The organism is Flagellimonas sp. ABD4_174, from assembly GCF_056160185.1.
The window spans coordinates 50,523-70,863 of the sequence record NZ_JBSWWP010000004.1 but is presented as its reverse complement, the minus strand read 5'-3'; the positions used below and the strand labels follow the sequence as shown (position 1 = coordinate 70,863).

General features: G+C 41.5%; 18 protein-coding genes and 1 tRNA gene. 4 read left to right on the top strand and 15 right to left on the bottom strand.

The window, feature by feature from the left end:
• The 14 genes from ACXAFK_RS15095 to ACXAFK_RS15030 all read right to left on the bottom strand — a co-directional run.
• The coding region (locus tag ACXAFK_RS15095) for a DUF8202 domain-containing protein (protein ID WP_474958317.1) at positions 1-1,966 on the bottom strand (1,966 nt) is incomplete at its 3' end.
• Between the two features lie 337 nt (positions 1,967-2,303).
• Positions 2,304-4,466 carry a DUF5723 family protein gene (locus tag ACXAFK_RS15090; RefSeq protein WP_474958316.1) on the bottom strand — a complete coding sequence of 721 codons (2,163 nt, stop codon included), beginning with the start codon at positions 4,464-4,466 and terminating at the stop codon, positions 2,304-2,306.
• 507 nt (positions 4,467-4,973) lie between these two features.
• Positions 4,974-5,300, bottom strand: coding sequence for a YegP family protein (locus tag ACXAFK_RS15085; RefSeq protein ID WP_224835639.1), 327 nt, complete (start codon positions 5,298-5,300; stop codon positions 4,974-4,976).
• Positions 5,301-5,473: 173 nt separating this feature from the next.
• Complete coding sequence (locus tag ACXAFK_RS15080) at positions 5,474-6,673, bottom strand: glutamate-5-semialdehyde dehydrogenase (RefSeq protein ID WP_474958315.1); 1,200 nt, start codon at positions 6,671-6,673, stop codon at positions 5,474-5,476.
• A gap of 5 nt (positions 6,674-6,678) precedes the next feature.
• Positions 6,679-7,449, bottom strand: coding sequence for a glutamate 5-kinase (gene proB / locus ACXAFK_RS15075; protein ID WP_224835637.1), 771 nt, complete (start codon positions 7,447-7,449; stop codon positions 6,679-6,681).
• A 3-nt stretch (positions 7,450-7,452) separates the two neighbouring features.
• Positions 7,453-8,259: a pyrroline-5-carboxylate reductase gene (proC, locus tag ACXAFK_RS15070; RefSeq protein ID WP_252078826.1), complete on the bottom strand. Its 807-nt coding sequence runs from the start codon at positions 8,257-8,259 to the stop codon at positions 7,453-7,455.
• A gap of 39 nt (positions 8,260-8,298) precedes the next feature.
• Complete coding sequence (locus ACXAFK_RS15065; protein WP_474958314.1) at positions 8,299-8,490, bottom strand: hypothetical protein; 192 nt, start codon at positions 8,488-8,490, stop codon at positions 8,299-8,301.
• A 30-nt stretch (positions 8,491-8,520) separates the two neighbouring features.
• Positions 8,521-8,718 (bottom strand): 30S ribosomal protein S21, encoded by a 198-nt coding sequence (gene rpsU / locus ACXAFK_RS15060; RefSeq protein WP_224835634.1) that lies wholly within the window; start codon positions 8,716-8,718, stop codon positions 8,521-8,523.
• A gap of 8 nt (positions 8,719-8,726) precedes the next feature.
• The gene (locus ACXAFK_RS15055) at positions 8,727-9,170 is read right to left on the bottom strand and encodes a GNAT family N-acetyltransferase (RefSeq protein WP_474958313.1); all 444 of its coding nucleotides are present in this window, start codon (positions 9,168-9,170) and stop codon (positions 8,727-8,729) included.
• A gap of 414 nt (positions 9,171-9,584) precedes the next feature.
• A tRNA-Asp gene (locus ACXAFK_RS15050) sits at positions 9,585-9,658 on the bottom strand.
• Positions 9,659-9,784: 126 nt separating this feature from the next.
• On the bottom strand, positions 9,785-10,714 hold the full coding sequence (locus tag ACXAFK_RS15045) for a DUF58 domain-containing protein (RefSeq protein WP_474958312.1): 930 nt from the start codon (positions 10,712-10,714) through the stop codon (positions 9,785-9,787).
• Between the two features lie 82 nt (positions 10,715-10,796).
• Positions 10,797-11,114 carry a thioredoxin gene (gene trxA, locus ACXAFK_RS15040; RefSeq protein WP_100817082.1) on the bottom strand — a complete coding sequence of 106 codons (318 nt, stop codon included), beginning with the start codon at positions 11,112-11,114 and terminating at the stop codon, positions 10,797-10,799.
• Positions 11,115-11,215: 101 nt separating this feature from the next.
• Positions 11,216-15,601, bottom strand: a complete 4,386-nt coding sequence (gene dnaE / locus ACXAFK_RS15035; protein ID WP_474958311.1) for a DNA polymerase III subunit alpha — start codon at positions 15,599-15,601, stop codon at positions 11,216-11,218.
• A 144-nt stretch (positions 15,602-15,745) separates the two neighbouring features.
• The gene (locus tag ACXAFK_RS15030; RefSeq protein WP_474958310.1) at positions 15,746-16,201 is read right to left on the bottom strand and encodes a ferritin-like domain-containing protein; all 456 of its coding nucleotides are present in this window, start codon (positions 16,199-16,201) and stop codon (positions 15,746-15,748) included.
• Between the two features lie 262 nt (positions 16,202-16,463).
• Here ACXAFK_RS15030 and ACXAFK_RS15025 point away from each other — a divergent pair, with 262 nt between their 5' ends.
• Positions 16,464-17,030 (top strand): 30S ribosomal protein S16, encoded by a 567-nt coding sequence (locus tag ACXAFK_RS15025; RefSeq protein WP_224835601.1) that lies wholly within the window; start codon positions 16,464-16,466, stop codon positions 17,028-17,030.
• Between the two features lie 12 nt (positions 17,031-17,042).
• Entirely contained in the window at positions 17,043-17,570 is a 528-nt protein-coding gene (gene rimM, locus ACXAFK_RS15020; protein WP_474958309.1) for a ribosome maturation factor RimM, read from the top strand.
• A 64-nt stretch (positions 17,571-17,634) separates the two neighbouring features.
• Here the strand turns inward: rimM and ACXAFK_RS15015 are convergent, their stop codons facing one another.
• Entirely contained in the window at positions 17,635-18,207 is a 573-nt protein-coding gene (locus ACXAFK_RS15015) for a hypothetical protein (RefSeq protein ID WP_474958308.1), read from the bottom strand.
• Positions 18,208-18,399: 192 nt separating this feature from the next.
• Here ACXAFK_RS15015 and ACXAFK_RS15010 point away from each other — a divergent pair, with 192 nt between their 5' ends.
• Entirely contained in the window at positions 18,400-19,110 is a 711-nt protein-coding gene (locus ACXAFK_RS15010) for a tRNA1(Val) (adenine(37)-N6)-methyltransferase (protein WP_293297011.1), read from the top strand.
• A 44-nt stretch (positions 19,111-19,154) separates the two neighbouring features.
• Positions 19,155-20,333 (top strand): acyl-CoA dehydrogenase family protein, encoded by a 1,179-nt coding sequence (locus ACXAFK_RS15005; RefSeq protein WP_224835597.1) that lies wholly within the window; start codon positions 19,155-19,157, stop codon positions 20,331-20,333.
• Positions 20,334-20,341 lie beyond the last annotated feature (8 nt).

Sequence of the window (20,341 nt, the reverse complement as noted above, 5' to 3'; positions counted from 1 at the left end):
GGGGGTCGATGTTTGGGGTCACGTTGACGGTCAGCACGAAGGACTCTTCATCAAAACAGTTGGGGGTGGTGCCGGTCTCGTCGTAGATGTAGTATGTCCCGGATACGGTGAGCACGTCGCCGGGGCTATATTGTGTCCCCGTTCCACCGGGACCGTCGTAGTAGGCCTCGTTGCCCGATAAGTTGGTACCATTGATGGCAGGCAACGTATAGGAATCGCAAACAGTCTCATCCAACAGATCCAATACATTGGGGGTTTCATCAACAAAGCCAACAGTGAATACTTCACGATGGTTAAATGTAACATTATCGAAATAGGCATTGCCTGCCATGTCGATATTTGTGGCATCAATTTCAGTGATGGGTCCTGTTGTAAAATCTCCATCTAAATCCGTATCAATCAATAATTTTATAGTACAGCCACCGGGATTGTTTACCAATATGTCGGATGTACTCAAATCTACTCTTACACTAATATTTGCAATAGGGTTGGCAGCAGTTCTTACTGCCTGTACCCTCCATTCTCTTTCAATTCTTGAGTCGATTCCTGTGGGTAATTCTGCAAGTACTTCATTAATACTTGCATTGTCGTTTGCCCAAATCAAATAATTGTGTTCGTAAGGGTCTATTCCGCCTGATATTTGTCCATCTATAGCTGTTCTAGATAGATCAAGGTTATCCGTAGTGAAATCCGAATTTGTAGACATGGTCACAATTGCATCCGAATTAATACTTTTGGAAATTCTCTGATCAATATTATACCTGAGGCTAAGTGAATTCAACACGTCTTTATACCTGTCTTTTCCCAATCCTGCAATATCGTGTTGGTACGTTGGATCGGATTGCCAAATCACGGTGCCATCTGCTGCCAAGTAATTGTAGGTTGCATTTCCAGCAATACTTCCTAACTGCGCTCCATTACTCAAAGTGATGCCATACTTAAGGGCTAAGTAAGATTCAATCCTTTGTCTTTGATTGTTGCTCATTGCAAAATCAGCAAGTAGTATTTCCGCAATATCCCCGGTTAAATTTCTATTGGAGTCATTACTATTAAAATGCTTCCCTACTCTATTGAAATAAAATAGGGTGTTATCTGCTAATGGGTGGTTTCGATTTGTTAAAATATCACGAAGGCCGTTGACATGGGTGGTCAATGTTTCGAGGTCGACTCCACGTGTTCTTGAAAATGCACCAATACTGGGTTCCCCAAGAAGATCAATTCCTCCGGATTGGAAAAAGCCTCCAGCATCTCCATTCCACGTTCGACCTATTGAGAAACGATTTCCATTGGCAATTCCTAATGAAAGGTTGGTAGTCCAGTCATCCGAATTATTAGATTCATGATGTACATCCACATCACCACCAAACAACAATCTTTGGGTTTCTGCTGAGTTGCCTGCACCTAATGCCCTGAACACAACAAATACGGTAACGTCTCCACGAGAGTTTGACCTAAAGTGCAATGCTTCTCCATCGCCACTGCCATCAAATTCTACTATAGGATTGAAATTAAGATTGTCCGTTGGGTTTCTTCTGACGGTGGGAACACCTGGAATGCTTCCTGTCGGTGTTAAGAATAGGGCATAGCTTCCGCTATTGGGGAACGGATAGTCGAACCCCGGAGGAACTCCCAAAAAAGGATCATTGGGATAGTCGGCAGGATTTGCGGGATTGGGTATTAAGTTCTGTTCTGTATAATACACAATATCATACCATGTATTTACAGGATTGCCATCTTGGCCTAAGGTAGTAATTGGATCGGGTTGATAAAGCCAGAAAGGCGAAGTTGGTGAATTGATACCTTTTCCTGCGCTAAACCACGTATCCACTTGTTGAGCGGTAATCTGTTGTCCAAAAAATATGGTGAAAAAGATTATTGCAAAACGAACAGGCCTTTCCCTTACCCAGACTGAAAGAAGGTTTTCAGTGTTTGATTTATTTATAGAAGAATGTAGAAATCTTGTCATAAGCAAGTAGTTTTTGAGCCAATATTTTCCTTAAAAGGAAACAAGGTTCTAGATTTGGATATATAAAATAAGTTAGTATTCAGTAACTTAGAGGGGTGTAATTAACCTATAGTGCATTTGGATTGACGAATGACGGAGTTGGATCAACGAGTGCAAATTGGTTTAACCTTAACCGGGCAATTGTTTGTAGGAATAAGGATACATCTCCTATATATTTTTTATGGAGTTAATAAAAAAGAGCCGCCAAGAAACTCTTGGCGGCTAAACCATCTCGAGGACAGAACTTAGGTGTTACACCAAACCAAGTTCCAACGAGACTATAAATGCATAGAGATGGTTATTTTATTAGATTAATTTCAACTCTTCGGTTTTGTTTTCTTCCCAGTTTGGTCGCATTTGTGGCAATAGGTTTTTCTTCCCCAAAACCTATGGAAGTAAGCCTGTTTCCGGGTATCCCTTCATTTATCAAGAAATCCCTGACAGCGTTAGCCCGTGCTTCAGATAGTTTTTGGTTACTGGAGCTACTTCCTACACTATCCGTATGGCCTTCTACGGCAAATTTAGCGGTTGGATATTCGTTCAGGATTTGAATGATATCAACCATTACCGATACTGATTCTGGTTTAATGGTGGCTTTCCCTGTATCGAACAAAATAGTTTTAGCATAATCGTTCAATTGTTTTTGAACTTCTTGTGTTACCTCTGGACAACCATTATTGCTTACTGGACCTGCAACTTCTGGACATTCATCATCAATATCTGGCAAGGTGTCACCATCGGTATCTGGGCATCCGTTGTTTTCTATTTTGCCTGGGTTTTCCGGACAGCGGTCCTTTGAGTCTATGAGGCCATCTCCATCGGAATCGGGGCATCCATTATATTGGGGCAATCCTGGTATTTCCGGACAATTATCGTCCTTATCCAAGATTGTGTCTCCATCGGTATCTGGCCAAGGACATCCATTATTTTCAACTGGTCCTGCTTCATTAGGACAATCATCATCTTTATCCAATATACTATCTTGGTCAGTATCCGGCCAAGGGCATCCACTATTTTCAAGAGGACCAGCTACCTCTGGGCAGTCGTCCTCTTTGTTTATGATGCCATCGTTGTCCTTGTCCCTAAGTTTGCTGTGGTATATTGGAATCTTTGCACCTGCATATAAATCTAAAGCCTTGGTGTTTTCACTAATCAATGAGGACAGGATCGAACCCGACCCCAAATATATTGGTCCCAATCTAAATCCAGCGCCCCATTGCACGCCGATATTGCTCAGAATACTTATAGGGGAATATATGGCAAGCCATTTACTTTCATATCTGGGAGTTGCCCGGTACTGGTTCAAAATGCTTCCAGTATTTCTTTTGTTTTTGGATGTAAGGGATACATCTGCATTTAGGTTGAGATATAATTTTGAGTTCAAATTCCAATCAAAATTTGTATGTAGTGCGGTTGGCAGGGTATAGCTTTCAGATGTTTCACTGGAAATCTGGTTAAAATTGTCTAACAAGGCTTCTTCTAGTACATCGCCATCAAAATTGTCGATATCCTGAGTCCTTTCAAGATCATAAAAACGGTCAGTACCCTTTACATCGAATATCTTTCCGATATCGGTTATGGAGATGCCTAGTTTTATTTTGTATTTATTGACCCCTCTGTTTGTAATGGTACTTCCATCATTTTTTAATTTAGTAAAATCGGCATGGTTTGGCCTCCACTCGTAAATGAGACCCAACTCGCCCCCAAGACCAAAGCCATTAGAAAAATCCAAGGAGTTTCCTGAGTTTCCTTGATCATTTATTGGCCCTGTGTCTCCCAAGTGGAATTCTCCAGCTGTTGAAACCTGACGAGTATTGGCATCATAGTCAACTGTGATTCCTGTTCCATCTATATAAACGTTTCCAAATCCCTGGAGCAATTTTCCTGTGACACCACCCTTGATAAAGTGTTCCCCATCATTTTTTAATGCTCTTGCATAAGTAGCGCCTATTTCTCCCCATGCACTAAAAGAGCCAATTATATCGCCTTCCACTAAATTGAAATCTTCATTCTCATCAAATCCCCCTTCCTTTTCCAAGAGATTTCCATTGGCATCATTAAGATTGAATACGCCCCGCCCTCTTGTAAAAATTGCAAGTGAACTTTTTTCGTTTATGCTTAGCATCACAGATGGCCCCAGTATATCGATATTGAAGGCCAAAAAGTTCTCCAAAGAGGGAAATGTTTCTGCATCATCAAATACAGAACTATAGTTCCGAAATACATCGTTTAGGTTAAATCCTATGTAATCGTTACCGTAAAGTGCGCTAACTCCAACGAGATTGATATCCAACTTTAATCTGGAATCCGCAATATTCGCTGGATTGGAGATAACTCCGTGGACCCCATTGTAGTTGTCCTCCAATAGCCCGACATATGATTGAGCGGTAATGATCTCAGCTAGGAGGATGAACAATAGAGAGGTCAATAATTTTAGTGAAATAATTCCATTTGCTTTCATGATTTTTCAAATTTGTATGGGTGTTGTTTTTTCTCTGGAAAACACAAATAGACTATAAAAAACAAAACGGGATATAGGGTAATAAACGAATGGGCCTTTTGAATTGATGGATGGTGGATTTGGATTTATATGAGTTTTAAAAAAGAAGAATATTCTTACTGTATTAGTATGGTTTTAATAAATAAAAAAACCATTACAACCAAGGAATCTTTCAATTCCTTGGCGTAACGGAAACCTCAACTAAACTAAACACTTTTATGACCAACAGTCGTCAAAAGTGAATTGCTATATGTGCATACGTTAAAAATTGATCTTGCTATTCAATTGTGATTAACGCTTTATTGCAGAACAAACATAAGGGCAAAAAATGGGATAAAAGGGGGCCGATTTATGAATGCCCTATTTGAACCAATGAATGCCCCTTTTGATTTGATATTAAAAATACCCACATAAAAAAAACAGCCCTAATTTGGACTGTTCTTCATATTGTAAAGCGGTATCGGGAGACTAAACTTCCTCTACAGATGCATCTGGGGCATTTTTTTTAACAGAGGCAATTCCGTTTTCCATGGCCGAGTCGCTGGAATACATTTCACTATTGCCGATAACCTGTCCGTTGGATGCTTTTAGGTTAAAAAATGGACTGCCATCCTTTGCTTTGTTTCTTTCAAAATATTTATCGTCCTGTGAATGTTTTTTTACAGACTCGATTCCATTTTCGCAAGCATCTTTGGATGAATACCCTTGACTGCTTAAAATTACTTGGCCGTTCCCAGCTTTTAAATTAAACCTGAATTTACCGGCTTTATCCGTTTTGATCTCAAATTTTCCCATACTTGATATGTTTTAAGTAATAAATCTAGATATTTTCTTAAAAAATGACCAATAAAAGAGGTGAAAATTGATAATAAAATAAGCCATTGTTGCTTTTAGGAATATATTTTGGTGGATTCCATAAAAAAAGGAGGCTAAAATAGCCTCCTTTATTAGTGTTTTCAATGTAAGTGTTACACCCTTATTTGTCCATCCCCAAATACATAGTATTTGTTGGTCACCAATTGTTTTAGGCCCAAAGGTCCACGATGGTGCAATTTATCGGTGCTGATCGCAAGTTCTGCACCAACACCCATTTGTCCGCCATCGGTAAATCGGGTAGATGCATTTTGGTACACGGCGGCACAATCCACGTTCTCCATAAATATTTGTGCAGCGCTATTGTTCTCTGTCATGATGGAGGCTGAGTGCCCTCCCGAGTTTTTGTTTATCATGTGTATGGCATCATCAATGGTATCCACTGCGCCGATAATGCATTTCATGGCCAAGAATTCTTCTTGCCAAATCGATTCATCGGTAATAGTGTCGACCTCTGTCAATATTTGCTTTACCGTTTTGTCCACAATTATGGATACGTTGTTGGCCTCCAGAACTTTTTTCAACTCTTCAAGTTTTTCCTTGTACCCATCTATCCGGGTATCCACCAAAATTTTATCGAGAGCATTGCATGCCGATATTTTATGGGTCTTGGCGTTTAGAATTACTTTAACGCTTTTGTCCCAATCGGCATCTTTGTGCACATAAAGGAAATTGTTCCCTCTACCACTTATCAGAACTGCGCATTTGGCGTGCTCTTTAACAAAGGAGATCAAACGTTCGCCACCACGGGGAACAATTAGATCCAAGTCTTGGTCCGGATTTCGGAGAAACTCCTGTGTTTGTGACCTGTCCATTTCCAAAAATTGAATATAATCCTCGGATAGTCCGTTCTGGGTCAGTGCCCGATGCCAAAACTTTACTAAGGCCTTATTGCTATGGTAGGCTTCTTTTCCTCCTTTGAGCAATATTTTGTTGTTGGCCTTAAAAGCCAGTACGGCCGCTTCGATAGTAACATCGGGTCGCGACTCATAAATGATCATTATAGTGCCAAAAGGTGCCGTTCTGTTAATGATTTTAAGTCCGTTGTCCAATTCTCTTGTAGAGATTTCTTGGTTGACCGGGTCCTCTTGCAAACGTACTTCCTTTACGGCTTGGATCATCTGGTCCACTTTCTTTTGGTCCACAACCAAACGATCGTACAAAGCTTGATCGTCGCGGTTGAACGCATCCAGATCTTTTTGATTTGCTTGGAGCAGTTCTTCCCGATTTTCATCAAGGATTCGCTCCATGTCTTTTAGTACTTTATTTTTTAGTGTTGTATCTAATAATTTCATTGTTGTTATTTTGAAACTTCTGTTCCTACGTTCTTTCCTTCTACAATGTCCAGGATTACGTTTTCCCGTTTTCCGTTTACTATGTAGGATGGGATATTGTCTGCGGCAGCCTTTTGGGCATAATTTAATTTTGAACCCATTCCGCCGCGGCCTTCGCCCTCCTGTTTGTTTCCTTCTTCGATGTACTTGCCCAAGTCCTCTTTTGGCTCAACCTTATCTATTACTTTGGATTCCGCTTTTTCGGGGTGCCCATCGTAAAGACCATCGATATCTGTCATCAAAATAAGCTTATCGGCCTTCATTAATTGTGCGAGTAGGGTTGCAAGCTCATCATTGTCCGAGAACATGGACATGGATACGGAGACGGCATCATCCTCGTTCGCGATCGGAATTACTCCTTCGGATAGCAATCCTTCGAGGCAGTTGATCATATTATCGCGGTGTACGCCTGGGTTAAAATCCCGTTTGGTCGGGAGTACCTGGGCACATTTCATTCCATAATCGCTGAATATGTTGTAATAATGTCTCATCATTCTGGGCTGACCAATGGCAGAATATACTTGTCTGCGTTGGGTTTTGTCTTTTATCTTGGCTTTTCCCAAAACTTCTTTTCCGGCAATCACCGATCCAGAGGAGACCAAAATGGTCATGATATCCCGTTCGTAAAGTTCAGCAATTTGTTGCACCAAACTATTGAGCACTGGCCTTACTATTCTATTGTCCTTGTTGGTCATCACATTTGTTCCTACTTTGATGACCACTAATTGTTTATACATGATTTAGTATTCTTCGCCTAGTTCCACAGCTCTTCCAAATGCTGCAAAGGCGGCTTCTTTGATTAATTCGTTTACATTGTTGTCTTCCATGGAATCCAGAGCGGCCCTGGTAGTTCCTCCTTTGGAGGCTACCATTTCCATCCAAGTGTCCGGGTTAAGGTTGTTTTGGTTGAACAACTCCACGGCACCGGTAAAAGTTTGGCTTACCAGCACTTTGGATACATTTTCGGAGAATCCCATTTGGAGTGCGGCCTCCATCATGCTTTGCATAAAGTAGAATACATAAGCAGGCCCACTTCCCGATATTCCGGTGGAGGCATCGATGAATTTTTCATTTTTTACCCGAAGCGATTTCCCTGTGGTGTCCAGTAAGCCTTCTACCATAAAAAGCTCCAATCGGGATACTTCTTCGGCGGATACGTAGCTGGTTAGACCTTTTCCTACTTGGGCAGGTAAGTTGGGCATGGCCCTTACTACTTTTTTTATGCCCAAGGATTCTTGGATGTAGTTAATGGTAACGCCCGCCATAATGGAAATGAACAATTGCTCGGGGTTGACCAATTTTTTCATACGGCCGAATAATTCTTCGGCATGATAGGGTTTTACGGCCAAAAAGATAACATCTGCCTGTGGTACGCAATCTTCTATCTTATCAATCGCGTCGAAGTAGCCGATCTTGTCCACTTCTTCCAATTTTTCTTTTGATTTGTCCAGTACCATAATGTTGCGTTTTTTCAACAGTTTGGATTTGGACATACCTGTAGCGTAGGTAAGTCCCATGTTACCTGCACCAATAACCAATACTTTCATTTTTTGTTTTAAAGGGTTATATAATAGATTGTGAAATTGTTATGCCAATACATTGCACTCTTTGCAGTCTTTAATTTTTCCGTCGTAAGTTTCGCGGTACTTGTGCAAAGTGCGCACAGGAAGCCCTATAATGTATTTTTTAATATAGGTTACCTGGGTGGTGAGTTCGCCCATTTTAACGCTATATCGTTTTTCATACTTGGTTTCCCTTTTGATTTTTGAAAGTTTCATCTTGTTGTTCTTGATACTATGATTTTATTGTTATTGGTCTTCCTGTTCGTTCAGGAATTGTTCCTTGTATTGCGCCTTTTTTAGGGTTTTACGACGCTCTACTGATTTTTTAGTGTATTCTTGATGGCTTCGTATCTGGTCCAAACGCTTTGTGTTTCGATATTTTCTTTTGTAACGTTTTAGAGCCCTTTCGATACTTTCGCCTGGCTTAACTTCAATTTTTAACATATATGGATTTATCTGTTCAATCTCATTTCTAAATGGGTTTCGCTAAACCCTTTTTCTTCAAAAAAATTCTTGTTTGGATATTGGTTGTCACTGGTTATATGTATGGCTACGTCTCCTTTACAATACTGTAGGGTGTAGTCCAATAGTTTTTGTTCAACTCCTATATTTCTGTGTTCCCTGTGCACTACAAAAAACACTAGAAAATTTTCGGGTATGTAATCGCCCATGCCTGTTTTGTTCACTACGGCCAAGGCCAGTATCCTATCTTTTTCTTCCATGGCAAATACATATCCTCCGAGTCCGGGAATATCCTTGGTAGAATATTGTATTGCTTTTCTTATGGCATTTTTTGACGCTTTTTTTCCTTCTTGATTATGGAAAAGAAAATTGGCAAACCTGTCGGCTTCCATGGTGGAAAGCCTTGTATATGCATCGTAGGTCTTGATTACCATGCTAGTATTTTGAACGATATCGGATTAAGTTTTTTATTGACAAAAAAGGGATTGATCGGAACTGCTTGGCAGGGTACCAAACTGTCCGTTTTTTGGAGGTGCAACTCCCAGAACCAGGGAGGGTAATTATAGGGTAGGGGGAATAAACTTATCTGGCTGGTTTCGGAATACCAGATAGTTAAAACTTAAAATCCTGCAGTTTTTTCTCTCGTGGAGCTTAACTTTCATCGACACAAAGGTAAGCAAACAAGAGCTTAAATCCCAATAATACTGGGGTTTATGATTTTTATAACGTTTATAGGGAAGTGTTTGGGGGTAAGAAAACGTTGGAGTTGAAGATAGAAGAAGTGTTGCCTTAGTGAAGAAAGGTAAAGTATAAAAACAAAAAAAGCTCCGAGAAATCGGAGCTTTTTGCGGTCTGGACGGGACTCGAACCCGCGACCCCCTGCGTGACAGGCAGGTATTCTAACCAACTGAACTACCAGACCAATGATTTTATCTTTTCAAGACTCCGACAACAGTCGGATTCAAATCTTGTTCATTTGCTTTTTTAAAGCGAGTGCAAATATACATTCTCATTTCGGATATGACAAAACATTTTTTTAAAAAAATGATCAAGCAAATTTCTGCCGCTCTATCATAAAGGAATTCAGGACTTGGGAGAAGTCCGATCGAACATCCACCCCCACATATTTGATTTGGTACTGAGCGCATTTCAGTTTCAGGTCCTTCTGGTATTGCAGCACTTTTTCTGAATATGCCTTTTTAATGGAATCTGCATACAAATCTATCTGTTCGCCAGTTTCCACATCCACAAAACGTTTGGGTGCATTGTCAAAATCAAAATTGAGCTCATGCTCTTCATCCAACAGATGAAAAAGAACCACGGAATGTTTGTTGTATTTAAGATGACGCAGGGCTTCAAACAGTTTTTCCTCTTCGGTTTCCGTCTGGAACATATCGGTAAACAGAAAAATCAAGCTTCTCCGATGGATTTTTTCGGCAATTTGATGCAGAAACGTATAGGTTTTAGTCTCCTTCGTATCCTTTTTATGGGAAGCAACTTCGTTCAATTTGGAGTACAGCATCTGAAAATGACGTTCACTGTTCTTTTCCGAAGCATAAAAATCATACGTATCAGAATAAATACTTAGCCCAACGGCATCCCGTTGTTTTTTTAAGACTTGCATCAAAGCCGCAATGGAAAGCGCTCCAAAACCAATTTTGTTGAGGTTCTCCAAGGAATATTCCTTCACTTCAGGATAGTACATGGAGGTGGAATTGTCCAAGATCATATGGCAGCGCAGGTTGGTCTCGTCCTCAAATCGTTTGGTGTAGAGTCGGTCCGTGCGAGCGAAAAGTTTCCAATCAATATGTTTGGTGCTTTGCCCTGCGTTGTAAATTTTGTGTTCCGCGAACTCTGCAGAAAATCCATGGAACGGACTTTTATGAATGCCACTGATAAAACCCTCGACAATCTGGTTGGCCAAAAGTTCAAGGTTTTGGAAAAGTTTTGCTTTGCTAAGTTCCGATCGTAGGTCCATAACTGATTTCTGAAGACAAGATAAAATAAAAAAGGCTTGGCATTTGCCAAACCTTTTTTAAAATCCGTATTTCTACGTTTTTTTACAAAGCTGCATCAATTGCATCCGTGTACACTTTTTTAGGAGATACCCCTACTTGACGGTTGATTACCTCACCATCTTTAAATACCAAAACGGTAGGGATATTGCGAACACCGTACTTGGCCGCAAATTGTTGGTTGGCATCAACATCAACCTTACCCACAACAGCTTTGCCATCGTATTCTTGTCCAACTTCTTCAATGATCGGACCTACCATTCTACAAGGCCCGCACCATGCTGCCCAAAAATCTACTAGGACAGGCTTGTCACTTTTCAAAACTACTTCGTCAAAAGTTGCATCTGTTATTTCTAGTGCCATCTTATTAATTTTAATATTATGCAAAGTTAGTCAAATAATGCCCACGTAACTTACATCCGGTACATTCGTTTTAATTATTGCACTATTGGCATTAATTATACCTAGTTCAATTTATAATGAATTTCGTTTGCTTCCAGTTCGGCAAGTAATTCGCTGTTGATCTTTACCTTTTGTTTTCGGCTTGATAGTTTTAGTTTGATTTCTTCTTGCATCTCGTAAATCACAAAACTAATAGGATGGTCGCCTTTGTGCATGGTTAAAGTGTCCTTCAAGGTTTTTATGCGCTGTTCTTGCAGGCGGTCTATGTTGAGTTTGATGGTCAACTTTTTCGCAAAGGCATCCATTACATCCTGAAGCTGTTTAAAATCGTTGAACTGGAGCCTTGGCTCTCCTTTTTTGCCCGTATCGCGGTTCACCCATCCTTCGCGAACAAAGGCCCTAACATGTACAAAGGAATTGATCATTAAAAAATGCCGGAACTTTAAGTATTCTTCTCCAAAAATCCGTAGTTCGTAGGATTCATTATAATCTTCCAATGTAAAAAGCCCCCAGCCTTTGCCATTTTTGGATACCCTATGCTGGACATCGGTAATAACACCTGCAACGGTAAGTTCTCGATTTACATATTCGTCCAAACGGGAGAAATCGCTCACCGTGTTCTTGCAGAACGCTTTGATCTCTTTTTTAAAATCATCCAACGGGTGGCCGGAAATATAAATGCCGACCACTTCTTTCTCGCGTCGCAGTTTTTCCATGGTTCCCCATTCTTCGCAAGGAGGAACAATGGGCTCTGGAATCTGCACATCGCTCGCTTCGCCAAAAAGGCTTACTTGGGATGAATTTTGATTCTCCTGAAACTTGGAACCGTACTTGACAGCTTTTTCCAAGAACGTGATGCCATCGCCCTCATCATGGAAATATTGGGCTCGGTGAGTGTTTCCGAAAGAGTCGAAGCCTCCTGCCAACGCCAAGTTTTCGAACGCTTTTTTGTTGGCAGCCCTTAGATCTACCCTTTTGGCCATATCAAAAATTGATCTGTACGCCCCTCCTTCTTTCCGGTTTTCCACTATGGTCTCTACGGCGGAGCGCCCTACTCCTTTTATGGCACCCATGCCAAAGCGGACGGCATTGTCCTTGTTGACCGCAAATTTATAGTAGGATTCGTTAACGTCAGGGCCCAATACTTCCAGTCCCATTCGTTTACACTCCTCCATAAAAAAGGTGACCTGCTTAATATCGTTCATGTTGTTGGACAGCACGGCCGCCATATATTCGGCAGGGTAGTGGGCTTTTAAATAGGCCGTTTGGTAGGCTATGTAGGCATAACAAGTGGAGTGACTTTTGTTGAAGGCATAAGAGGCAAAGGCTTCCCAATCCTTCCAGATCTTTTCCAAAACGTCCCGTGGATGTCCATTTTTTTCACCACCGTCCAAAAACTGGGGTTTTAGTTTTTCCAGCAGGGCAAAAATCTTTTTGCCCATGGCCTTTCGGAGTACATCCGCATCACCTTTGGAGAAACCGGCCAGCTTTTGTGAGAGCAGCATTACCTGCTCTTGGTATACGGTAATTCCGTAGGTCTCCTTAAGGTATTCTTCCATGTCGGGAAGGTCATAGGTGATTTCCTCGTATCCATGTTTACGGGCGATAAAGCTTGGGATGTATTCCATGGGTCCCGGTCGGTAGAGGGCGTTCATGGCGATCAAATCATCAAAAACCGTAGGTTTTAGGTTTTTCATGTGTTTTTGCATCCCAGGGGATTCGTATTGGAATATCCCTACCGTATCTCCTCGTTGGAAAAGCTCGTATGTTTTTTCATCATCCAATGGAAAATCATCGGGTACCAGATCTATCCCTGTTCTTGCTTTTACAATTTTGACGGTGTCCTTGATCAGGGTCAAGGTTTTTAGTCCCAAGAAATCCATTTTTAGCAGACCTGCACTTTCCACTACGGAGTTGTCGAACTGGGTTACGTAGAGATCGGAATCCTTGGCAACGGATACGGGAACAAAGTTGGTAATGTCGTCCGGTGTAATTATCACTCCACAAGCATGAATGCCCGTATTTCGAAGAGAACCCTCTAACACTCGGGCCATTTTTACGGTCTGTCCCTCTAAATCGTCGGTTTCGGCAATATTGAGTAGTTCATGGACCTTTTCCAGCTCATCCGAACGGAACTTCTTTTTTAAGTCTGCCTCGTCCACTCCAAATATTTTGTTGAGTTTGGACATGTTGGGAATCAACTTGGCAATTCGGTCAGCTTCACTCAATGGAAGGTCCAATACCCTTGCAGTATCTCGAATGGATGATTTTGCAGCCATGGTTCCATACGTGATGATCTGTGCAACCTGATTGGATCCATACTTATTGATCACATAGTCCATTACCCGACCACGTCCTTCATCATCAAAATCAATATCGATATCGGGCATGGACACCCTGTCCGGATTTAGGAACCGCTCAAAAAGCAGGTCGTACTTCATGGGGTCTATGTTGGTAATGGTAAGGCAATAGGCCACCACCGAACCAGCGGCGGAACCACGACCTGGTCCTACGGAAACATCCATGTTCCTTGCTTCACGGATAAAGTCTTCCACTATCAAAAAGTATCCGGGGTACCCTGAGTTTTTAATAATTTCCAACTCAAAGTCTATCCGTTCCCTGATTTCTTCGGTTATTTCGCCATATCGCTTTTCGGCCCCTTTGTAGGTAATATGTCTTAAGTAGGCATTTTCTCCTCGATTACCGCCATCAACCTCGTCTTCTGGGTCCTTAAAATCTTCTGGAATATCAAATTTTGGAAGCAGGATATCGCTGGCAAGATCGTAGGGCTCTATTTTGTCCACAATTTCCTTGATGTTCAAAATAGCTTCGGGCAAATCCTTAAAGAGTTCCTTCATTTCGTCCGAAGACTTAAAATAGTACTCTTGGTTGGGAAGTCCATATCGATAACCCCGACCCCTGCCAATAGGTGTGGATTGTTTTTCACCGTCCTTTACACAGAGTAAAATATCGTGTGCCTCGGCATCCTTTTTATCGCAATAGTAGGTATTGTTGGTGGCCACCAGTTTTACGTTGTGGTCTTTGGCCATACGCACCAAAACTTGATTGACACGGTCTTCGTCTTCCTGTCCGTGGCGCATGATTTCGATATAAAAATCATCTCCAAACAGGTCTTTCCACCATAACAGGGCTTCTTCGGCCTGTTTTTCGCCTACGTTCAATATTTTGTTGGGTACTTCCCCATATAGGTTACCGGTAAGGGCGATAATATCTTCCTTGTATTGCTCGATTACTTTTTTATCGATTCTAGGTACATAATAAAAGCCGTCGGTATAGGCGATAGAAGACATTTTTGCCAGATTGTGGTAGCCTTTTTTGTTTTTGGCCAGGAGTACTATCTGATGTCCGTAGTCCTTCACATTTTTATTGGTATGATCGTCGCATACAAAAAATTCACAGCCTACTATTGGGGTAATCTCTTTTTCGGTGGGTTGTTCGCCCTTGGCGATGAGTTCTTCGTTTTTTGCCTTTGCCGCCTTATTATGTCCCATTACTTCTTTCACAAAGTGAAAGGCTCCCATCATGTTGGCATGGTCTGTCAAAGCAACGGCGGGCATACCGTTTTTTGCTGTGGCCTTGACCAAATCTTTGATGTTGATGGTGGACTGCAGCACTGAAAACTGGGAATGGTTGTGGAGATGTACAAAGGTTTCATCTTCCAAAGTCTCCACATTCTCTTGTATCTCCTCGTCCGAAACCCCGCTAGTGTCCTTTTCCCAGAGGGCATCCGCAATTTTTTTTGATTCGGCCTTGAGATTGAGGTGCTTTAACCCTATGAGCTCTATTTCCTGGGGATTGGACTGGGAAAATCGTTCAAAATAATCGGGCTGAACATCCAGTTCTTGATAGGAATATTGTTTTTTCCGGACCAATTCCAAGAAGCAACGTGTGGTGGCTTCCACATCTGCCGTTGCATTATGTGCTTCGGCAAAAGGTTCACCGAACAAAAATTCGTGCAGTTCGGTAAGCGTGGGCAATTTAAACTTTCCACCACGTCCTCCGGGAATTTTACAAAGTTCGGCAGTGTGTTCTGTACAAGTGTCCAGTACGGGCAGTTCGGTGAGAGGGCTTTCGACGCCCTCGCGATGGAATTCACATCCCATAATATTGACGTCGAACCCTACATTTTGACCTACCACAAATTTGGTTTGCTCCAATGCATTGTTGAAAGCTTCCAAAACCTCGCTAAGAGGAACTCCTTTTTCTTCTGCCAAGGCAGTGGAGATACCGTGAATCTGTTCCGATTCGTAAGGGATGTTGAATCCTTCCGGTTTTATCAAAAAGTCTTGATGTTCTATCAAATTACCTAGCTCGTCGTGCAATTGCCATGCAATCTGAACACACCTTGGCCAGTTGTCGGTATCGGTAATCGGGGCATCCCAGCGTTTGGGCAAACCAGTGGTTTCCGTATCAAAAATCAAATACATAGGCTATCTGTCTCGGTCAAAAAAGGATGGATAAAATTACGGAAGAAGATAGATTTGGTGAAAAAGAGTTGTGAGGAGTTATCAACTAAAAAAAGCCAGGAAAAAATCCCAGCTTTTTCTGCTTGTATCAATTGACTTTTGGAATTATGATACTGCTGTTTCGAATAAGTTCGCTGTCTCCAAGGTTTCCCTTATGGCATTTCGGTGTTTCATTAATAGGCTTTCCGTGGAAGGTGGTAATACAAATTCTTTATCGTGCAGAATATCGTTGTACGTCTCGATTGCTTCTTTTTCGCCCCTGTGCACTTCTTCCAGCATTGCCTCTTCATTGTTCGAGGCAAAGAGTAATTTAAAATCGATCCAAGATCTGTGCAAGGTACCTTTGGTGTTTCCCCCTTTGTCGGGATTTTGTCCAAAGGCCTCGATTTCGGCCTTTAGCTCTTGGCCAAAATTATATCGCTGTTTGGCGCGATCCATAAAAAATTGTTTGATGGTCGTATGGTCTACTTTTTCAGCTGCTTTTTTGAATCCTTTTTCAGCATCATAGGTTCTTTCCAAAAGTTCGTTTAATTTGTTCGACATTTCTACGGTGTACTTCATAATCTTTTTTCATTTTGTCTGTTTATGGCCATCGATTTTCGATGACATCCACATTTAAGATAAGGTTTAAGTGCAGAATGGCAAATGTTTACAATGGTTTATAATATATTTAACGGGTTAGGGCCCAGTTGTTAAAAGGATTAACTTTTTTGTTTTAAACGCTGCGCTATAAACAAATAAGTGTATATTTGCACCCGCTTAACCGATAAGCGATTAAAAAGAATTAATAATCAGGGTCGGGCACCCTACAAATTAATGTGATATGCCAGTTAAAATTAGACTTCAGAGACACGGTAAAAAAGGTAAACCATTTTATTGGGTGGTCGCTGCCGATGTAAGAGCGAAGAGAGATGGTAAATTTTTGGAAAAATTGGGCACCTACAACCCAAATACCAATCCAGCCACTATTGATCTTGATATCGATGGTTCTGTAAAATGGTTGCAGAACGGTGCGCAGCCAACGGACACAGCTAGAGCTATTCTTTCTTATAAAGGTGTGATGATGAAGCACCACTTAGCAGTGGGCGTTCGTAAAGGAGCAATGACCGAAGAGCAAGCAGAGGAGAAATTCAAAGCTTGGTTGGAAGAGAAAGAACAAAAGATCCAGGCTAAGAAAGATGGTTTGAGCAAAGCCGAAGCAGAAGCTAGAGCAAAAGCATTGGAAGCCGAAAAAGAAGTGAACGAGAAGAGAGTTGCCGCTGCAATGCCAGAGGAAGAGGAAGTAGTGGAAGAGGCTGCGGAGGAAACCGCCGAAGCTGCAACAGAAGAAACTGCTGCTGAAGCTCCAGCTGAAGAAGCCACCTCGGAAGAAGCTGCCAAAGAAGAATAGAAACGTAAGACGATGCGCAAGGAAGATTGCTTCTATCTGGGCAAAGTCGTTTCAAAATATAGTTTTAAAGGTGAGGTGTTGGTCAAACTGGACACCGATGAGCCCGATATTTACGAAAACATGGAATCAGTACTTGTTTCATTGGGAAACAATCTGGTTCCATTTTTTATTGATAGATGCCGATTGCATAAATCCAATTTGCTCCGTATCGATTTTGAAGAGGTGAAGGATGAACCTACGGCAGATAAAATAATCGGCTCCGAACTCTACCTTCCCTTAACTATGTTGCCACCGCTTACAGGTAACAAGTTTTACTATCACGAAGTTGTAGGATTTACTGTTATGGACGAGTTGCACGGAGATATTGGTATTGTGGAATCCGTGAACGATAGCGCTTCCCAAGATTTGTTCGAAGTAAAAAAAGGGGACAAGGAATTATTGATTCCAGTAAGCGATGATATTATCACTAAAATAGACCGTGAAAACAAAACTATTCATGTAAAAACGCCCGAAGGTCTAGTGGATTTGTATTTAGGATAGGTTGTCATAAAAAAAGGAGACCGAAACAGCCTCCTTCTTCGCAATAAAAAAACTAGACGAAATTTTATTTTTTCCACTTGCCACCACCTAGGTAGAAACCAAGGGATATGCCTAAGTATGAGTTTTTAATTTCCGGACCCTCACCTAAGTCAGTCTTACCAATAAGATTATAAGTTGCAGCTAATCTAAATTTGCCAGCTTCAAAACCAGCTCTGATAAGACCACCAAATTTTCCGTCAACCTCAAGTTCTACAGAACCTTCAACTAGTTCTGTGTCGACACTTGAACTTAAGTTGCCAAGAGTACTGTATCCAACACCACCACCTAGAAATGGAGCAAAAGAAGAGCTTCCAGAATTAAAATAGTAGTCAAATGTACCAGAATAGGTTCCACTTGCAGTTAAATCAGCTTCAGTTTCGCCTACATTTTTTGCCATGGCGGCAGATTCAAAACGTATTCCAATATTCATATTGTCGGCAATATTGTATTTTGGCTCCACTGCGATGAGAACGCCGCCCCCACCATCGGGCATGGTATAACCTAGGTCAAGTCCAACTCTGAATTTGCCTTGTTCTTGTGCTTGGGCTACTTGCCCAACAGCTAACATAAGTAGCAAAGCATAAAAGATTTTTTTCATAATCAAAAGTTTAAATAATTTGGTAATGATTTTAATAATGGGGTCTCTCCCCAAAAAATTGGAGACGAAATAAGCATATCCTAGTGTTATAAAGCATCAACAATTTACGAATGCCCTTTATGAACTAATAAATGGTGCTTTTGAATTGACGGTTGTAAATAGGGTACAGTACTTTAACCTATATTTGGACCAATGAAGCCTTTCAAATTCAAAGAATTTACAATCCATCAAGATCAATCTGCTATGAAAGTGGGGACGGATGGAGTTTTACTAGGTGCTTGGGCAAGCCTTGATCATGAACCCAATGCTATTTTGGATATAGGTGCCGGTACTGGCTTAATAGCATTGCAATTGGCACAGCGATCCATGGCTGAAGTCATAGATGCCATTGAGTTGGATGATGCTGCCTATGAGGAATGTGTCGATAATTTTGAAGCTTCACCTTGGGCGGACAGATTATTTTGTTACCATGCCGGATTTGATGAATTTGTAGACGAGATGGACGACCAATATGATCTTATTGTCTCTAATCCCCCTTTTTATTCCGAGAAAATGGATAGTGGTAATGTCTCGCGTGACCAAGCGAGGCAAAATAGCTCATTGCCGTTTGATGAATTGGTTGCTGGAGCCTCAAAAATGCTATCCAACAAGGGCGTTTTTGCAGTAATAATTCCTTTTAAGGAAGAGGCGGCTTTTATGGAAATGGCCAAGAATGTTGGTTTGTACCCGAACCGAATCACAAGAGTTAAAGGAAATCCGAATGTTGATAATAAAAGAAGTTTGATGGAATTCTCACACAATAATAATGAACCAAAAATATATACTTTGGTCATAGAAAATGGAAGACATCAATACACAGAAGAATACATTGCATTGACCAAAGCATTTTATTTAAAAATGTAACAATAAGCGAATGAAATGTTATATTTACTTAAAATTTAATCCGAATGAAGCCTGATTTATTTGAAGCCCCAGATTACTACAATCTCGACGATTTACTTTCTGAAGAACATAAATTGGTTCGCGATGCCGCTCGCCAATGGGTAAAGCGAGACATATCGCCCATTATTGAAGAATATGCCCAAAAAGCGGAATTTCCAGAACAGATCATTGGTGGATTGGCCGAAATTGGAGCATTTGGGCCATATATCCCAGAAGAATATGGAGGAGCCGGATTAGATCAGATCAGCTACGGATTGATTATGCAGGAAATCGAACGTGGTGATAGTGGCGTTCGTTCCACAGCTTCCGTGCAATCCTCATTGGTTATGTTTCCCATATTCGCCTACGGTACTGAGGAACAACGAAAAAAATATTTGCCCAAATTGGCAACAGGCGAGTGGATGGGCTGTTTTGGTCTTACCGAACCCAACCATGGTTCCAATCCTGGGGGAATGGAAACCAAGTTTAAGGACGCTGGCGACCATTATGTACTGAACGGGGCAAAACTGTGGATTTCCAACTCACCATTCGCCGATGTGGCCGTAGTTTGGGCCAAAAATGAAGAAGGCAGGATTCACGGACTTATTGTGGAACGCGGAATGGAAGGGTTTTCCACTCCGGAAACACATAATAAATGGTCACTGAGGGCATCTGCCACCGGAGAGCTTATTTTTGATAATGTAAAAGTGCCCAAAGAAAATCTCTTGCCGGGCAAAAATGGTTTGGGAGCACCCCTAGGTTGTTTGGACTCGGCCCGATATGGAATTGCATGGGGAGCCATCGGGGCAGCTATGGATTGTTACGATACGGCCTTGCGCTATGCCAAAGAGCGGTTGCAATTTGGAAAACCCATTGCCGCATTCCAGCTGCAACAAAAGAAATTGGCCGAAATGATTACAGAAATCACAAAGGCCCAGTTGTTGGCTTTTCGTTTGGGACAATTAAAGAATGAAGGCAAGGCGACAACCGCACAAATTTCGATGGCCAAGCGGAACAATGTGGAAATGGCCATTAAAATAGCCCGGGAAGCAAGACAAATGCTGGGCGGCATGGGTATAACCGGGGAATACAGTATTATGCGCCACATGATGAATTTGGAAAGTGTGATTACTTATGAAGGTACACATGACATTCACCTATTGATCACTGGTGCAGATATTACGGGAATCCAAGCGTTCAAATAGAGGAGTAA

Bases quoted from the DNA above. Each gene is read 5' to 3' on its own strand.
- ACXAFK_RS15010 (WP_293297011.1), top strand. From the start codon at position 18,400: ATGAAGCCTTTCAAATTCAAAGAATTTACAATCCATCAAGATCAATCT.
- proB (WP_224835637.1), bottom strand. From the start codon at position 7,449: ATGTATAAACAATTAGTGGTCATCAAAGTAGGAACAAATGTGATGACC.
- rimM (WP_474958309.1), top strand. From the start codon at position 17,043: ATGCGCAAGGAAGATTGCTTCTATCTGGGCAAAGTCGTTTCAAAATAT.
- ACXAFK_RS15090 (WP_474958316.1), bottom strand. From the start codon at position 4,466: ATGAAAGCAAATGGAATTATTTCACTAAAATTATTGACCTCTCTATTG.
- proC (WP_252078826.1), bottom strand. From the start codon at position 8,259: ATGAAAGTATTGGTTATTGGTGCAGGTAACATGGGACTTACCTACGCT.
- ACXAFK_RS15025 (WP_224835601.1), top strand. From the start codon at position 16,464: ATGCCAGTTAAAATTAGACTTCAGAGACACGGTAAAAAAGGTAAACCA.
- ACXAFK_RS15055 (WP_474958313.1), bottom strand. From the start codon at position 9,170: ATGGTAATCAAGACCTACGATGCATATACAAGGCTTTCCACCATGGAA.
- ACXAFK_RS15045 (WP_474958312.1), bottom strand. From the start codon at position 10,714: ATGGACCTACGATCGGAACTTAGCAAAGCAAAACTTTTCCAAAACCTT.
- dnaE (WP_474958311.1), bottom strand. From the start codon at position 15,601: ATGTATTTGATTTTTGATACGGAAACCACTGGTTTGCCCAAACGCTGG.
- ACXAFK_RS15065 (WP_474958314.1), bottom strand. From the start codon at position 8,490: ATGAAACTTTCAAAAATCAAAAGGGAAACCAAGTATGAAAAACGATAT.
- trxA (WP_100817082.1), bottom strand. From the start codon at position 11,114: ATGGCACTAGAAATAACAGATGCAACTTTTGACGAAGTAGTTTTGAAA.
- ACXAFK_RS15085 (WP_224835639.1), bottom strand. From the start codon at position 5,300: ATGGGAAAATTTGAGATCAAAACGGATAAAGCCGGTAAATTCAGGTTT.
- ACXAFK_RS15030 (WP_474958310.1), bottom strand. From the start codon at position 16,201: ATGAAGTACACCGTAGAAATGTCGAACAAATTAAACGAACTTTTGGAA.
- rpsU (WP_224835634.1), bottom strand. From the start codon at position 8,718: ATGTTAAAAATTGAAGTTAAGCCAGGCGAAAGTATCGAAAGGGCTCTA.
- ACXAFK_RS15005 (WP_224835597.1), top strand. From the start codon at position 19,155: ATGAAGCCTGATTTATTTGAAGCCCCAGATTACTACAATCTCGACGAT.
- ACXAFK_RS15015 (WP_474958308.1), bottom strand. From the start codon at position 18,207: ATGAAAAAAATCTTTTATGCTTTGCTACTTATGTTAGCTGTTGGGCAA.
- ACXAFK_RS15080 (WP_474958315.1), bottom strand. From the start codon at position 6,673: ATGAAATTATTAGATACAACACTAAAAAATAAAGTACTAAAAGACATG.